At 65.0% G+C, this 15,541-nt stretch carries 15 protein-coding genes; 11 read left to right on the top strand and 4 right to left on the bottom strand.

Annotation, left to right across the window (positions count from 1 at the left end):
• The first annotated feature begins 12 nt into the window (after positions 1 to 12).
• The 3 genes from ABWY06_RS17295 (at position 13) to ABWY06_RS17285 (ending at position 3,151) form a co-directional block, all read left to right on the top strand.
• Positions 13 to 432: an RNA-binding S4 domain-containing protein gene (locus tag ABWY06_RS17295; RefSeq protein ID WP_353926811.1), complete on the top strand. Its 420-nt coding sequence runs from the start codon at positions 13 to 15 to the stop codon at positions 430 to 432.
• Positions 433 to 565: 133 nt separating this feature from the next.
• Entirely contained in the window at positions 566 to 1,453 is an 888-nt protein-coding gene (hslO, locus tag ABWY06_RS17290; protein WP_353926810.1) for an Hsp33 family molecular chaperone HslO, read from the top strand.
• A gap of 156 nt (positions 1,454 to 1,609) precedes the next feature.
• Complete coding sequence (locus tag ABWY06_RS17285; protein WP_353926809.1) at positions 1,610 to 3,151, top strand: phosphoenolpyruvate carboxykinase; 1,542 nt, start codon at positions 1,610 to 1,612, stop codon at positions 3,149 to 3,151.
• Positions 3,152 to 3,435: 284 nt separating this feature from the next.
• On the opposite strand, the gene ABWY06_RS17280 is transcribed toward ABWY06_RS17285, so the two are convergent.
• The 3 genes from ABWY06_RS17280 to ABWY06_RS17270 form a co-directional block, all read right to left on the bottom strand.
• The gene (locus tag ABWY06_RS17280) at positions 3,436 to 4,515 is read right to left on the bottom strand and encodes a flavin-containing monooxygenase (RefSeq protein ID WP_353926808.1); all 1,080 of its coding nucleotides are present in this window, start codon (positions 4,513 to 4,515) and stop codon (positions 3,436 to 3,438) included.
• An 84-nt stretch (positions 4,516 to 4,599) separates the two neighbouring features.
• On the bottom strand, positions 4,600 to 4,947 hold the full coding sequence (locus ABWY06_RS17275; RefSeq protein ID WP_353926807.1) for an ArsR/SmtB family transcription factor: 348 nt from the start codon (positions 4,945 to 4,947) through the stop codon (positions 4,600 to 4,602).
• A gap of 313 nt (positions 4,948 to 5,260) precedes the next feature.
• The gene (locus ABWY06_RS17270) at positions 5,261 to 5,719 is read right to left on the bottom strand and encodes a hypothetical protein (protein WP_353926806.1); all 459 of its coding nucleotides are present in this window, start codon (positions 5,717 to 5,719) and stop codon (positions 5,261 to 5,263) included.
• A 134-nt stretch (positions 5,720 to 5,853) separates the two neighbouring features.
• Between ABWY06_RS17270 and ABWY06_RS17265 the strand changes: the two genes are divergently transcribed.
• From ABWY06_RS17265 to ABWY06_RS17245, 5 genes are all read left to right on the top strand, one after another.
• Positions 5,854 to 7,788: a RecQ family ATP-dependent DNA helicase gene (locus tag ABWY06_RS17265; RefSeq protein ID WP_353926805.1), complete on the top strand. Its 1,935-nt coding sequence runs from the start codon at positions 5,854 to 5,856 to the stop codon at positions 7,786 to 7,788.
• Between the two features lie 122 nt (positions 7,789 to 7,910).
• Positions 7,911 to 8,513 carry a nitroreductase family protein gene (locus ABWY06_RS17260; RefSeq protein WP_353926804.1) on the top strand — a complete coding sequence of 201 codons (603 nt, stop codon included), beginning with the start codon at positions 7,911 to 7,913 and terminating at the stop codon, positions 8,511 to 8,513.
• 207 nt (positions 8,514 to 8,720) lie between these two features.
• Positions 8,721 to 9,626: a CHAD domain-containing protein gene (locus tag ABWY06_RS17255; protein WP_353926803.1), complete on the top strand. Its 906-nt coding sequence runs from the start codon at positions 8,721 to 8,723 to the stop codon at positions 9,624 to 9,626.
• On the top strand, positions 9,623 to 10,207 hold the full coding sequence (locus tag ABWY06_RS17250) for a histidine phosphatase family protein (protein ID WP_353926802.1): 585 nt from the start codon (positions 9,623 to 9,625) through the stop codon (positions 10,205 to 10,207). The genes ABWY06_RS17255 and ABWY06_RS17250 overlap by 4 nt, the downstream gene beginning before the upstream one ends.
• A gap of 123 nt (positions 10,208 to 10,330) precedes the next feature.
• Positions 10,331 to 10,762, top strand: coding sequence for an HPF/RaiA family ribosome-associated protein (locus ABWY06_RS17245; RefSeq protein WP_353926801.1), 432 nt, complete (start codon positions 10,331 to 10,333; stop codon positions 10,760 to 10,762).
• 312 nt (positions 10,763 to 11,074) lie between these two features.
• Here the strand turns inward: ABWY06_RS17245 and ABWY06_RS17240 are convergent, their stop codons facing one another.
• Positions 11,075 to 11,599 (bottom strand): hypothetical protein, encoded by a 525-nt coding sequence (locus ABWY06_RS17240; RefSeq protein WP_353926800.1) that lies wholly within the window; start codon positions 11,597 to 11,599, stop codon positions 11,075 to 11,077.
• A 642-nt stretch (positions 11,600 to 12,241) separates the two neighbouring features.
• Between ABWY06_RS17240 and sstT the strand changes: the two genes are divergently transcribed.
• The 3 genes from sstT (at position 12,242) to ABWY06_RS17225 (ending at position 15,456) form a co-directional block, all read left to right on the top strand.
• Positions 12,242 to 13,477: a serine/threonine transporter SstT gene (sstT, locus tag ABWY06_RS17235; protein ID WP_353926799.1), complete on the top strand. Its 1,236-nt coding sequence runs from the start codon at positions 12,242 to 12,244 to the stop codon at positions 13,475 to 13,477.
• Between the two features lie 114 nt (positions 13,478 to 13,591).
• Positions 13,592 to 14,665 carry a DUF2157 domain-containing protein gene (locus tag ABWY06_RS17230; RefSeq protein WP_353926798.1) on the top strand — a complete coding sequence of 358 codons (1,074 nt, stop codon included), beginning with the start codon at positions 13,592 to 13,594 and terminating at the stop codon, positions 14,663 to 14,665.
• Entirely contained in the window at positions 14,662 to 15,456 is a 795-nt protein-coding gene (locus ABWY06_RS17225; RefSeq protein WP_353926797.1) for a DUF4824 family protein, read from the top strand. The genes ABWY06_RS17230 and ABWY06_RS17225 overlap by 4 nt, the downstream gene beginning before the upstream one ends.
• The last annotated feature ends 85 nt before the right edge of the window (positions 15,457 to 15,541 follow it).

Below are 15,541 nucleotides of genomic sequence, written 5' to 3'. Positions count from 1 at the left end.
GGACAGGATCAGGTGGCGGATAAACAGCAAGGCAAGGGCGAGCAGGACGACGACAAGGTTCGTTTGGATAAATGGCTGTGGGCGGCGCGTTTTTTCAAGACCCGGGCCTTGGCCAAGGCGGCGATCGAAGGCGGCAAGGTGCAGTGTGGCGGTGAACGCTGCAAACCCTCGAAGGAGCCCAGGGTCGGTGACGAGTTGTCGATCCGCATTGGCACCGAGGATCGCCGCGTGCAGGTCCTGGCGTTATCCGCGGTGCGCCGTGGCGCACCCGAGGCCCAGGCCCTGTATGCCGAAACCGCCGAGAGCCTGGCGGCCCGCGAACTGGCGGCGCAGCAGCGCAAGGACGGCAGCCTGGGCATGACCACCGACGGCCGTCCGAGCAAAAAGCAGCGGCGGCAGATTGTCCGTTTTCATGGCGGCCAGGACGGCTGACTGCGACCTGTTGTCGCACGCCGACGCGGCCCGATAGGCAAAAGCGCTGCGGGCGATAGATAAGAGGCGCTTGGTGCGCCCTCGGGTTTGCGCCTAAAATCGCCAGCCTTGCTTATCCCTGGCGAATCCTGGCATGACCGATTTCTCGCAGCGCTTTCTTTTCGACGACACCGACGTGCGCGGTGAACTGGTCGTGCTCAACGACAGTTATGCCCATGTCTTGGCCAAGCACGCCTATCCCGAGCCGGTGGCGCAATTGCTGGGCGAGCTGCTGGCGGCGGCGGCCTTGCTGGTTGGCACCCTGAAGTTCGACGGCCTGTTGATCCTCCAGGCGCGTTCCGCCGGCGCGGTGCCGCTGTTGATGGTCGAATGCTCCAGCGAAGGCGAACTGCGCGGCATTGCCCGTTACCATGGCGAGCAGATCGCCGCCGATGCCGGGCTGCTCGAGCTGATGCCCGAGGGCGTACTGACCCTGACGGTCGACCCCAAACAGGGCCAGCGTTACCAGGGCATAGTCGCCCTCGACGGCGCCGACCTGTCGAGCTGCTTCTCCAATTACTTCGCCACCTCGGAGCAGCTGCCGACCCGCTTCTGGCTGCACGCTGATGGCCGCCGTGCCCGTGGTCTGCTGTTGCAGCAACTGCCGGCCGACCGCCTGGACGATCCGGAAGAGCGCGCGGCCAGCTGGCAGCACCTGACCGTGCTGGCCGATACCCTGACCGCCGAGGAGCACCTCGGGCTGGACAACCAGACCCTGTTGCACCGCCTGTACCATGAGGAAACGGTGCGCCTGTTCGATCCGCGGACCTTGCTGTTTCGCTGCAGCTGTTCGCGGGACCGCTCGGCGGGCGCCTTGGTCAGCCTGGGCCAGGAGGATGCCGAAGCCTTGGTCGCCGAGAACAATGGCACCGTGGTGATCGACTGCCAGTTTTGCAACCAGCGTTACCTGTTCGACGCCGCCGATGTGGCACAGTTGTTCGCCGGCGGTGGTGCGCAGACGCCCTCGGGCACCCGGCACTGAACCCGGGCGCCGGTCCGGGCCGCCGCCCGGTGATCAGAGGCTGCACCCAGCCGATTTTTTTCTGGCATAATCCGGCGCACTTTTTTCGATGTAGTAGCGCCCAGGCCTTTACTACAAAATGTATGGAAACTCGGCCATTGGCCGACGGGGACCCACATGACGCAAGCCAATAACGCCGTGTACACCGACATCAGTGCTGCCCAGCTGATCGAAGAAGCCATCCGTCGCGGTGAAGGCGAGCTGGCCGCCAACGGTTCGCTGGTGGTGAGAACCGGTCACCGTACCGGCCGCTCCCCGGCCGACCGCTACATCGTCGAAGAGCCCAGCACCCAGGCCGCCATCGCCTGGGGCGCGATCAACCGGCCGTTCCCGGCCGACAAGTTCGATGCCCTGTGGGACCGCGTCGAGGCGTTCAACAATGCCCAGGACCATTTCGTCTCCCACGTGCATGTCGGCTCTGCCGAGGCGCACTACCTGCCGGTCAAGATGACCACCCAGACCGCCTGGCAGAACCTGTTCGGCCGTTGCCTGTTTATCAACCCGGCGCAGTACAACCCGGCGGGCAAGGACCAGTGGCAAGTGCTCAACGTGGCCAACTTCGAGTGTGTGCCGGATCGCGACGGCACCAACTCCGACGGTTGCGTGATCCTCAACTTCGCCGCCAAGAAAGTCCTGATCGCCGGCATGCGCTACGCCGGCGAAATGAAAAAAGCCATGTTCTCGGTGCAGAACTTCCTGCTGCCGGCCGTCGACGTACTGCCGATGCACTGCGCCGCCAACATCGGTGAAGACGGTGACACCACCCTGTTCTTCGGCCTGTCCGGCACCGGCAAGACCACCCTGTCGGCCGACCCGTCGCGTTACCTGATCGGTGACGACGAACACGGCTGGGGCGTGGGCGTGGTGTTCAACATCGAAGGCGGCTGCTACGCCAAGTGCATCGACCTGTCGGAGAAGAACGAGCCGGTGATCTGGAAAGCCATCCAGTTCGGCGCCGTGCTGGAAAACGTGGTGCTCGACGAGCACCGCGTACCGGATTACACCGACGACAGCCTGACCCAGAACAGCCGCGCGGCCTACCCGCTGGAGCTGATCGAAAAGCGCAGCGAGAAGAACCTGGGCGGCGAGCCCAACGCGGTGATCTTCCTGACCTGCGACCTCACCGGCGTACTGCCGCCGGTGTCGATCCTCAATGAAGAGCAGGCGGCGTATCACTTCCTTTCCGGCTACACCGCATTGGTGGGCTCCACCGAAATGGGCTCGGGCGGCGGCATCAAGTCGACCTTCTCCACCTGCTTCGGCGCGCCGTTCTTCCCGCGTCCGGCCGGCGAATACGCCGAGCTGCTGATCAAGCGCATCCGCGGCTTCGGCTCCAAGGTGTACCTGGTCAACACCGGCTGGACCGGCGGTGGTTATGGCGTGGGCAACCGCTTCAATATCCCGACCACCCGGGGTGTCATCGCCGCCATCCAGAGCGGCGCCTTGATCGGTACCGAAACCGAGCAACTGCCGATCATCAACCTGAGCGTGCCCAAGTCGGTGCCGGGCGTCGAGACCAACCTGCTCAACCCACGCAACACCTGGGCTGACCAGAACGCCTACGACGACGCGGCCAAGGCCCTGGCGGCGCTGTTTATCGAGAACTTCAAGAAGTTCGACGTGTCCGACGCCATCAAGAACGCCGGCCCGCAGCTCTAAGCCGCACGCCCGGTATAAAAAACCGCCTTCGGGCGGTTTTTTCGTTTTCAGGCCATTTTCGCCCAGCCTTGCCACGGGCTTGGTTGGCACGCCTGGTGTAGGAGCGGGTCATTCCCGCGAATGTTGGAGGGCGTCGCGTCCCACGGGCAGCCGACTTCGTAGGTCGGACACTGGGAGACTGATTGGCGCCGGACTCGAACAGCGTCAGCAATCGGCCGTTCGGTCTCTTGGGGTCGAGGCTCGCCGGGAGCATGTTGTTCGGGACGTGCCGATCGTTGCGCGCTTTAAGCCGGTATCGCCGCGGCGTGGTTGTGGCTCACCGCAAGATGGCGCCGCAGCGCCGGCAGCAAATGGGCGGCATCCGCGCCGACCCCGCGCAGAGTGGCCGAGGCCAGGTTGCGCTGTCCCGGCAGGCCGACGAAGAACAAGCCCGGTACCTGGCTGGCCCGACCGTTACGCTGTAGCAGCCGACCTTGGGCATCGTGCAACGGCAGTCCGGCGAGAAAACCCAGGTTGGGGCGATAGCCGGTGGCGAAGAGCAGGGTGTCCACCGCTTCGTGCTCGCCATCGGCCCAGATCACCCCGTCTGGATTAATGGCCTTGAACATCGGCCGCTGGGCAAGCCGTCCCTCGCGCAGGGCGCGCTGGTAGGTGCCATCGTCCAGCACCGGGGTGCCCTGGTCCTTGAGCCAGCGGCTGCGGTCCAACCCGCTCCAGCGCAGCCAGGCATGGATGTCCCGACCAAGCAGCCGCTGCCGGGCAAAGCGCACCGGTTCGCGGCTGGCCAGGGTCACCTGTGCCACCGCGGACAGTTCATGGGCGATCTGCACCGCCGAGTTGGCCGCGCCCACTACCACCACGCGCCGGCCTTCGAAGCCCTGAGTGTTGCGGTAGTCGCGGCTGTGCAGCCGTTGCCCGGTATAGTCCTGGAGCCCGGCAATCGCCGGTGTATGGGGTTGGTTGAAGGCCCCCGTGGCGATCACCAGGGCGGCGCAGGCGAAGTTGCGGCCATCGCTGCTGTGCAGCTGAAACCCCGCGCCGTCGCGGGTGACCCGCTCGATAGGGGTATTGAGGCGAATCGGTAACTGGAAATGCGCGGCATAGTCCTCGAGGTACGCCACCACCTCGTCACGCCGCGGGTAGCGCTGGGCGTCACCGGCAAAGGCCCGATCGGGCAGGGCGGAGTAACCGGCCGGGGAAAACAGCCGCAGGCTGTCGTAGTAGTGCCGCCAATTGCCACCGGGATGTTCGCCGGCTTCCAGGATCAGACTGTCCACGCCCTGGCGTTGCAGGTGCCTGCCCATCGCCAGCCCCGCTTGACCGGCGCCGATGATCAATACGGAATGGTAGGTATATTTGTTCATATGTGCGCACTCATGCATGTATTTGCAGTTAAAAAAGCAGCGCAAGCCGCTGCCCGTGCAAGAACTCGATTCGCCCTTGGCCGTTTAGCCACCACCGGGGCAGCAGTAGGGGGCGATACGCCTGCATTGCTGCAGGATAGTTTCCAGCCGCTGGACGATGGCCGGGCCATCCACTTCATAGAACACCTGACGACCCTCCCGGGCGGTGCGCAGGAGGCCGGCGTCCAGCAGGATCTGCAGATGACGCGAAACCACCGAGCGCTCCTGAGGCAGGTCCGCCGCTATTTCGCTGATATCGGCGCGGCCCAGCAGCATCACGCGCTTGAGCACCCCTACCCGCGAGGGCTCGCACAGGGCCTTGAAAAAAGCGCTGTCGAAGGTGTCGATGGCGGCGTCGACCGCTTGTTGTCTGTTCAGTGTTGAGTTGTCCATGCGAGCTAATTTATGTGCGCTTTCGTGCACATGTCAATCGCCTTATACAATCGAGGCTGATCGGCGCAGCGCATGGGTGTCCCTGGCGCCGGCCTTCACGCGGCCTCCCAGTGGGCCGCGAGAGGCATGGGGGCTCTTGGCGATGCGGCAGGGCTCCGGGGAGCCAGGCGCGCTCGACCGGGTGGGTTGCAGCTCAGCAGGTACCAGGCACGGCCTCACGCAGCCGCTGGCGTGTATGCACTTTTCAGCACCGGACAAGCGCCATAAAAAAGCCGCCCTTGGGCGGCTGTTTGTGCGCTGCTGTCGATGCAGGTCAGGCACGGGTGTCGACGTACAGCTCCGGTTTCACCGGTTCTACTTCGGGCCGCTCTGGGCGGTCGGTGTCGCTCGCGATGTGCTGTGCCACCTGGTTGCGACGTATATCGTCACGCAGTTCCACTGCCGTTTCCACCATGCTCGGTTGGCTGTCGTATTCACCTTCACTGGCGACTGCCATGTAGGTGTCGATCTGCTCCTGCTGGCTGTTGGCACTGTACAACTGAGTGACGGCAGTACGCCGGTTCGTCTGGCTCAGTTCCCTGCTGTCCTGCCGCTCTGCGACTCGATCACTGGCGCGGTCGACTGCTGTATTCACCTGTTCCGGGCTGACCGGAGACGTGGGTGATTGGGCAGCCTGGCCGGCTCTGTTGATGATCTGGGTGGAGAGGGGCAAGCTGCTGCTATAACCCGATACCTGCATACTCACCTCGTTAATTGCCTGCAGTGGATTCAATGTACTCCGGCATCGGCGGGTCTGTTAGTTGGATTGGCGATAATGGGTTGGTCTACAGCTATCGAATCCTCGCCGCGTTCCTCCTGCTTGGCGCATCGCGCTGCGCAGCCTGCGTTTACTGGAGTGACAGGTTCATGCAACACAGCTTGCAACGTATTTTCGGCTTCGCCCAACTGCGCCCTGGCCAGGAGCGGGTGGTCAACGCCGTATTGGCCGGTCGCTCGGCGGCGGCGATCTTCCCCACCGGCTCGGGCAAGTCGCTGTGCTACCAACTGCCGGCGCTGCACCTGCCGCACCTGACGTTGGTGGTCTCGCCCTTGCTGGCGCTGATGCAGGACCAACTGGCCTTTCTGCATGCCCGTGGCATCAGTGCCGCCAGCATCGATTCGGCACAGAGCCGCGAGCAGGTGGCCGAGACCATGGCCAAGGCCAAGGCCGGCGAGCTGAAGATCCTGATGATCTCGGTCGAGCGGCTGAAGAACGAGCGCTTCCGCCATTTCATCAGCCAGGTGCCGATCTCCCTGCTGGTGATCGACGAGGCGCACTGCATCTCCGAGTGGGGCCACAATTTCCGCCCGGATTACCTCAAGCTGCCCGACTACCAACGCCAGTTCGGCATTCCCCAGGTGCTGTTGCTGACCGCCACCGCCACGCCGCCGGTGATCGCCGACATGCAGCGCAAGTTCGCGATGGCCGAAGACGACGTGGTCACCACCGGCTTCTACCGGGCCAACCTCAACCTGCTGGTGGAACCGGTGGCCGGGCGTGACAAGCAACGGCGCCTGGTTGAGTGGCTAGGGGCTAAGGGCGGTCAGCCGAGCATCGTCTACGTCACCCTGCAGCGGACGGCCGAGCAGGTGGCCGAGCAGCTCAGTCAGCGCGGCATCGCCGCCAGCGCCTACCATGCCGGCATGCCCCATGACGCGCGCGAGGCGATCCAGCGCCAGTTCATGGACGGGCGGATCAACTGCATCGTCGCCACCATCGCGTTCGGCATGGGCATCGACAAGGCCGACATCCGCAACGTGGTGCACTTCGATCTGCCCAAATCCATCGAAAACTACAGTCAGGAAATCGGCCGTGCCGGGCGCGACGGCCAGGCCTCCGACTGCCTGGTACTGGCCAACCGCGACAGCCTCAATGTGCTCGAGAATTTCGTCTACGGCGACACGCCCGAGCGCGAGGGTATCCGGGCGGTGCTCGACGAGTTGCAGGGCAATGCCCGGGACGGTCAGTGGGAGCTGATGCTCAACCCGCTGTCCGAGCAGAGCAATATTCGCCAGCTGCCATTGAAAACCTTGCTGGTGCAGTTGGAGCTGCGCGGCATTATCGCGCCCCGCTATGCCTATTTTGCCGAGTACCGCTTCAAGTACCTGATCGAACCGGACATCTTGCTGGACAAGTTCGAAGGCGAGCGCCGCCAATTTCTTCAGGCCATCGTCAGCACTTCGACGCGCGCGCGGACCTGGTGCACCGTGGATTTCGAGGCGCTTTATCAGGTCCACCAAAGCGACCGCGGGCGGGTGGTGAAGGCCCTGGACTGGCTGCAGGAGAAAGGTTGGATCGAGCTGGAAAGCAAGCAGATGACCGAGGTCTATGGGGTGGTGCAACCCGCGTTCGATCCGGCGGCGCTAAGCCTGGAGCTGCACCGTTATTTCACCGACAAGGAGCGCGGCGAGATCGAGCGGATCCACGCCATGCTGGCGTTGTTCGCCACCGAGCAGTGCCTGAGCCAGCGCCTGGCGGTCTACTTTGGCGATGAGCAGGCACCGGCCCGCTGCGGTCATTGCTCGGTGTGCCAGGGGCGGATCGCGCGCCTGCCCGCACCGCCCGTCCTGGCGCCGCTAGCCGAGCAGGACCTGGCTCGCCTGAGTGGCGGCTTCGGCCACGCCTATCGGCAATTGCGCGGTCAGCCCGCGGGCGTCGAATGTCTGACGCGTTTTTTGTGCGGCATCGCCGTGCCGCTGTTCAGCAAGCTCAAGGCCCGTGGTTATCCGGGATTTGCCGCGTTGGAAAGCTACCCCTACGCCGAGGTGCGCCAGTGGGTCGCGGCCCAGGCGCTGAGCTGATGCTGGGGGGCGACGGCTCCACTATCGACCCAGTCGATAGATGCTATCGGTAAGGGAGCATGGTTTTAAGCGTCGGCCCTGCCTAGCATGCCGGCACTTTAATCCTGTTCCCTGGAGTTGCAATGATTCTCGAAGATGCCATCCGTAGCCGTCGTGCGATCAAGAATTTCGATCCGGCCTTCACCCTGAGCCGCGCGCAGAAGGACGAGCTGTTGCAGTTGGCGCTGTTCGCCCCTTCGGCCTTCAATCTGCAGCATGTGCGCCTGGTCGAGGTCAGCGACCCGGCCCTGCGCCAGCAACTGCGCGAAGTGTCCTGGGGCCAGGCGCAGGTCACCGAGGCCTCGATGCTGGTCGTGGTCTGCGCCCAGCTCGACAGCTGGGAGCACAACGCCAGCCGGGTATGGGCCGAGGCGCCTGCCGAGGTGCAGGCCTTTATGACCGGCGCCATCGACGCCTACTACCGTGACAAGCCCCAGGTTCAGCGCGACGAGATCATGCGCAGCTGCGGCCTGATGGCTCAGACTCTGATGCTTGCCGCCCGCGGCCAGGGCCTGGACTCCTGTCCCATGGACGGTTTCGATTTCGACGCGGTGGCCAAGCTGATCAACCTGCCGGCCAATCACGTGATCGCCTTGATGGTCGCGGTGGGCCAGAAGACCGCAGAAGCCCATCCGCGCATCGGCAAACTGCCCCTGGACGAGGTGGTGATCCGCGACCGCTTCTAAGCCTGCACCGTCAAAAAGGCGCGCCCTGGAGCGCGCCTGTTGCAGTGTGCGCCGTATACCCCGGGATCGGTCGTGGCGGCCGGTCGCCGCCCGTTGTGGCCGTGTCGGAATTGATCGCGGCTGAACCTCGAGGGCCGGCGCGGCTCGAAAGCAGGTGACCAGGACCGGACCTGGTCCCAGGTAATGGTTTGCCGAACAGGAAGACTTATGTCGTTTCACTTTCGCGCACACAAACAGCTTGATCAGCAGGTGCGGCGTCTGGCCGACCAGCGCCTGGCGCGGGCCGGCGATGCCTTGACCCTGGGCAATGAGGACGGTGTGCACGAGGCGCGCAAGCGACTCAAGGAAGTCCGCGGATTGCTGCGACTGGTGCGTTACGCGCTGGGCAAGCGCTGTTTCGCCCAGCAGAGCTACCGGCTGCGCGACCTCGGCCGGCAGCTGTCCGGACGGCGCGATGCGGCGGCGCTGGTCGAAAGCTGGGACGCCTTGCTCGAACAGGTGCCCGTCCGTTTCGTTGGCGCCTCAAACTTGCCGGCGATACGCTTGCGCCTGGTGGCGCGGGTGGCTGTCGAAAAGGGTTCCGGACAGGAGGTCGACACCCTCCGCGCCCAACTGCGGTCGCTGCGCGACGAGACGCACGAATGGCATCTCGAGGGCAGCGGCTTCGCCCTGTTCGAGGCGGGGCTCAAACGCAGTTATGCGGACGGTCGCCTGGCCCTGAAAAGGGCGCAGGAGCACCCCACGGATGACAACCTGCACCAGTGGCGCAAGCGGGTGAAGGATCACTGGTACCAGACGCGTTTGCTCAGCCAGGCCTGGCCTGCCTTGTTCGAGGCGCGGCAGGCCTGCCTGAAGGCGCTGGCGGAACGCCTGGGTGAGGCGCATGACCTGGCCCTGCTGCAGCAATTGCTCGGCGAACGGCCGACCTTGTTTGGCGAGTTGGCCGAACGCAAGCGCGTTGCCCGGGCCATCGCTGAACGGCGAGAGCGGTTGTACCGAAAGAGTCTGGCCGAGGGCCGACGGCTCTACAGCGACCGGCCCGCAGCCCTGGTCGAGCGCTGGCGGCGGCTGTGGTCGCTGGCCGTGGCCGTGGCCGAGGCGCAAGGGGCATGAGTGCGTCAGCGGCGCCGCGGATCATCCTGGTGCGCCACGGTCGGCCCGACCATGACGGCCCGGGCTGGTGCGCACCGGCGGAGATGGGTGACTGGATCGAGTGCTACAACCGGGCCGAGGTCGCCGCTCAGGAATGTCCGGCGTCACTGCCGCCGCTGGCCCGCGCGGCAGGTGCGGTGGTCTGCAGTTCGTTGTCCCGTTGTGTGCAGTCCAAGACCCGGCTGATCGGCGACGGACCGCATCAGGCCGACCCGGTCTATGCCGAGGCGCATCTGCCCTATCCGGATTGGCCATTGCCAAAACTGCCGGCGCGCTTGTGGCGCATCGGTTTTCGGGCAGCCTGGTTCTGTGGTTTCGCCCGGCACACCGAATCCATCCGTGTTTCCAACCAGCGCGCCAAGGTGGCCGCCGAGCGCCTGATCGCGCTGGCGGAGGAAAACGGCTCTGTGCTGCTGATGGGCCACGGGATCATGAATATCCTGATCGCCTGGCAGCTGCGCAGCCGGGGCTGGTCGGGGCCGTTGCACCTGTTGCTCAAGGACTTCTGGCAGCCCAGTGTGTACCGCAAGGCAGGTTCTTGAACCGGCGCGCCGTGGCTGGAAGGCGCCGAGGGTCGCGGCGGTTCGATCATTGTGCGCAAATGGGCTGAACCTCGACCGCTTGGCTGGCTCGAACCCAGGTACCTGTCAGAACGAGGATCATGTATGCACGTGCAAGTGAACAGCAATCAGATCGAAGGCAACGCCCGGCTGCAGGAATGGGTCGGTTCAGCCGTCATGGCTCGCCTCGAGCGTTTCGAGGAGTTGCTGACCCGGGTCGAAGTCCATATCAGTGACGAGAATGCGCAAAAATCCGGTCCCGATGACAAGCGTTGCCAGATCGAGGCGCGGCCCAAGGGCCATCAGCCGCTGTCGGTCAGCCACAAGGCCGCGGACCTGGACCTGGCGGTGGAAGGCGCCGCGGAGAAAATGCGCCACGCCCTCGAGCACCTGATGGGCCGCCTGGATGCCAAGGTGGTCTCCACCGGTCGCCTGGAGCCCGTCGATGCGGCGGTCGACGAGAGTGCCGATGCCTTGCTGGAAGAAGAGTTTCTGGAAAAACTGGACGCCCTGGACGACAACGTGCAGAACAGCTGATCAGACGACGCGGCGTGGGCGGGGCCGCAAGGTGGCTCCGCCTGCACCCTGTCGGTGTCCCCTGCGCCAGCCCTCGCGGTTTTTATCCCAAAGGCCTATCCGAGCTCGGAAAGCCCGCGCAGGGATAAGGATTTTCTTATCCGCCGCAGCCCCACGGTGGATGAATGATGAATAAGGCGTCATCAACCCTACGTCCTGCCATGCGCGCCAAGTGGATCGCCATGGTGTAGGGCGGGCAGTGCCCGCGCTTTTGAAAACTGCTCGATGACAACCCGCTGGTAACCCTACATTCGTGGATCGCTGAAGCGGCTATCAGGCCACCAGGCCCCGTTGAACCATTGGGCCCTGTTGGATATCCCGGTAGGTCGCCACGGCCTCGGCCGCCAGCCGCGGGGTGGCCGACGGCTGGCTCAAGCCATAGGTCAACTGGTTGGCCTGCAACTGCAGGCGCTGGCGGGCGAGGTTGTCCGGCGACAATGGACCCTGGTCAAGGGCGCCATTGTCCTGGCGCGACTCCAGGTAGTTTTCCACCCGCTGTTGGCCAATGCGGTCTTCGAAGGCCTGGGCGGCCTGCTCACGTTGCTGGCGCAGGCGTTCGGCCTGTTCCTGAGCCTGTTGCTCCTGCAGTCGCTCCTGGCGGCTTTGCTGCAGGTCCTGACGCTGCTCCAGGCGCGCCTGGGCGCTTTCACGGTTGGCCTGCAGGCGTTCGCTGGGGCTGGGCGTATCGAGCCCTGGGCGCGCCTGCAGGCCGTTGGCGGAGGCAGGCACCTGGTCCTGGCGTTGCAGCAGGCGAGAGGCGTATGCCGAGTTGCTGAGACTGTCGATGGTCAAGGCCATGGGAATCACCCTGGTAAGTCCTGAGAGTTTCAGTCTAAGTCGAGGTTTGGTCCTGCCTTAAACGCATGAGTCATAAGGCCCAGACGTACATCGTCTAGCACTTTTTCGCAGTGCTCCGGTCGGGCAGCGTGAGAGCCGGGCCCTGGAAGTGGCCGCCGTCGCCCTTGTAGAGCGGTTGGCGCCGCGGGCGTTGGCGAGGTCAAACACGGGCACTGGCCGGCCTGAGTTCGTCGAGCCCGTGACAGGAGCCCGCCTGCGGATTCGAATTTATGTGATGCGGTTCTCGTTTTTCGAGGTGGCCCGGGCTCGGCACCGCACTCGACGGGTCCGTGGCTCTGGACGTCATGTACCGCCAGGGCATTTGGAACGGATGCGCGGGGTCGGGCACTGCCCGCAGTGCTGCCTGGCGGTGTCGACAGGCGCAGGATCAGCTCCCGGGTCGGCTGGCGGCCCATTCCTGTAACTAGACGGCGCACCGGCGGTGGCGGCCGGCGTGCCAGGCCGGGACAATGACGCACTTTTTCGGGGCGCTCCCGGCTGCATCGACGGCCGGCTCTCTCGTTCGCGTGCGCCCTTGCCAGGAGCATGTTCGAGCGAGGGCGCGCCCGGTTCGCCAACCGCCTCACGACGAGCGATGACACGATGAATGCTTCCCTGCTACAGCGCTTCAACCGCACCGGCCTGGTCAGCCGGATCCTGGTCGGCCTGATCGCCGGGATCCTGCTGGCCTGGTGGTTTCCCCCGGCGGCCCAGGCCGTCGGCCTGCTCGGCAAGCTGTTCGTGGCGGCGCTGAAGGCCGTCGCGCCGGTGCTGGTGTTCGTCCTGGTCATGGCCTCGATCGCCACCCACAAGCAGGGCCAGCGCACGCACCTGCGGCCGATCCTGTTGCTGTACCTGCTGGGCACCTTCAGCGCGGCGGTGGTCGCGGTGATCGCCAGCAGCCTGTTTCCGTCGAGTCTGGTGCTGGTCAGCCAGGCCAACAGCGTGGCGCCGCCAGATGGCATCCTCGGGGTGCTCAACAGCCTGTTGCTGAGTGCGGTGAGCAACCCGTTGCAGGCCCTGCTGGACGCCAACTTCATCGGTATCCTGGTCTGGGCGGTCGGCCTGGGCCTGGCCCTGCGGCACGCGAGCGCTACCACCCAGGCGATGATCAGTGACCTGTCCGATGCCGTTTCGTGGGTGGTCAGGGCGGTGATCAACCTGGCTCCCCTGGGTATTTTCGGTCTGGTGGCGGCGACCTTGGCGGAGGCGGGCATGGGCGCGTTGCTGGGTTATGCGCACCTGTTGGCCGTGCTGCTGGGCTGCATGCTGTTCGTCGCGCTGGTGGTCAATCCGCTGATTGTCTTCAGCAAGATCCGTCGCAACCCCTATCCGCTGGTGTTCACCTGCCTGCGCGAGAGTGGCCTGACGGCGTTTTTCACCCGCAGCTCGGCGGCCAATATTCCGGTCAACCTGCAACTGTGCGAACGCCTGGGCCTGCACGAGGACACCTACTCGGTGTCGATCCCCCTGGGCGCGACCATCAACATGGCCGGTGCGGCGATCACCATCACCGTGCTGACCCTGGCCGCCGTGCACACCCTGGGCATCGCCGTGGACATCCCCACGGCCATCCTGCTCAGCGTGGTGGCCTCGATCTGCGCCTGTGGCGCCTCCGGGGTGGCCGGCGGTTCGCTGCTGCTGATCCCGCTGGCCTGTGCCCTGTTCGGCATCCCCAGCGAGGTGGCGATGCAGGTGGTGGCGGTGGGTTTTATCATCGGTATTTTGCAGGACTCGGCGGAAACCGCGCTGAATTCCTCCACCGACGTGCTGTTCACCGCGGCGGCCTGCATGGCGGCGGGCGAGGTGGTCGAGCAGCCCGCTACCCAGGCCGGTTAAGCGACCTGCGGGCGCTGACCTGCGTTAACTGGCTGAAGTGCGGGATGGGTGCTGTTTCGCGTTCGGCGTTTCTGGCAGGATCATCGCGGTTGCCGTTATCCGGAGAGTCGTGACATGCCGCCGCTGACCCGCGAGCAGGCGCAACTGCGCGCCGACCGCATCCAGGTGTTCCGCGAGGAGCTGGCACAACTGCAGGCCGAACAGGTGCTGGTGCTCGAACCGGCCCAACAGGCCGCAATCGCTCGACACCAGGACCAACTGCTGGCGCACTTCGCCGCCAGCCTGGGCATCGATGCCACCCTGCACGCGCGTCGGTTGTCGCTGGGCATGCGGGTCGCCTCGCTGTTCGGCGCCCTGACCCTGGCCACCAGCCTGTTCTTTCTGTTTTACCAGTTCTGGGGCTGGTTCGCCGAGCCGGTACAGGTGGCCATCCTGCTGGGTACCTCCCTCGGCAGCCTGGCACTGACCGTCGGCTTGCAGCGCCTTGACCGCTCGGGTTACTACAGCAAGCTTGCCGCCCTGCTGTGTTTTGCCAGTTTCGTGCTGAACCTGAGCATGCTTGGACAGATTTTCAATATCACCCCCTCGGACAAGGCACTGCTGCCTTGGGCGGCACTGGCCTTGCTGCTGGCCTACCACTGCAACCTGCGCCTGCTGCTGGTGGCGGGCCTGCTCTGCGTCGCCGGTTTTATCGCGGCCCGAATCGGGGCCTGGGGCGGCCTGTATTGGCTCTCCGTGGGCGATCGACCGGAAAATTTCTTCCCGGCCGCACTGCTGCTGTTCCTCTGGCCGAGCCTGGTCGATCAGCGTCGCTTTGCCGGCTTCGCCACCTTGTACCGGGCCTTCGGGCTGCTGTTCTTGTATCTCCCGGTGCTGGTGCTGTCGTTCTGGGGCGAGTCCAGTTACCTGCCGTTGCAGGCGTCCAGCGTCGAAGTCTTGTACCAGTGCCTGGGTTACCTGCTGCCGGCGCTGGGCATCTGGCTGGGTATCCGTCGCCACTGGCCGGCGGTGACCAACACCAGTCTGATTTTTGGCGTGCTGTTCCTCTATACCAAGCTGTTCGACTGGTGGTGGGATGTCATGCCCAAGTACCTGTTTTTCCTCTTGCTGGGGCTGATCTCGGTGCTCTTGTTGGTGCTGTTGCAGCGCTGGCGCAATGGCCCAGTGGCCGCGGGAGGCGAGCAATGAAGGCGCTGACGTCACGACGGATTTTCTGGCTCGGCGCCGGCTTGATCCTGCTATGCAACCTGGTGGCGCTTGGCGGGGTGGCGTACAACCGCAGTGGCGAGCCGGACAGCCGCCTGGTACTGACCGAGCGTGAGTTCGGCAATACCTACAACGTGCTTAACAGTCGGGAAAACTCGGGCTTGAGCCTGCGCCTGAATTGGCGCCTGGACAACGCGGGGTTGGCTGACTGGCTGACCGCGACCAAGCTGCGCGAGCTTGGCTTTCCCCTCGACGGCGCCGAGGAAAACTGGCCCGGACAACTGGCCCGGCAACGGCACCGGGAGTTCTGGTTGGTCCTGGAGCTCGACGGGCCGGCTTATGCCCGGGTGCTGGCCAGGGCCCGCGCTGCGCTGACGGAGGCCGAGCAAGGGCTGCGGGAAGACCCCGCCAGCACCGAGCGGCAGGCCACCCGTGATTACCAGCGTTCGGAGTTCGAGCAGCAACGGGACAAGGCCACCCGGCTGTATCTGATGGATGCGGGCGTGGACGAATTGGCGCTGCGGCGACTGTACCCCGATCGCCAGCGCCATGCCTTGGTGCGCGGACGCCTTAAACCCTATTTTTATGCGAATACGCCAGGGCCCTCGGCGTTTGGCGCCAGCGTCGACCTGGCTATCGAGCAGATCAACGTGCCCCTGGCCTGGCGCGAGGCGTTCCAGGGCTGGGAGGCGACCACGGGCTCGACCCGTGCCGTGGTCGCCTTCGGCCAGCGCCACGAGCCCTGGCTGGTCAGCGTCGAGCGGTTGCCCTAGGGCCTGTGGACACTACCCGCACGGCCGCGTCGACCCTGGTTGTGGAACCCTACCCGGCATGCAACGGGCCGTCGGGGGCGTCAGA

It is taken from the genome of Pseudomonas sp., from assembly GCF_040514055.1.
In the GTDB taxonomy this organism is placed as follows: Bacteria; Pseudomonadota; Gammaproteobacteria; order Pseudomonadales; family Pseudomonadaceae; genus Aquipseudomonas.
The sequence above is the reverse complement of the archived record's forward strand: the minus strand, read 5'-3'. Positions and strand labels throughout refer to the sequence as shown.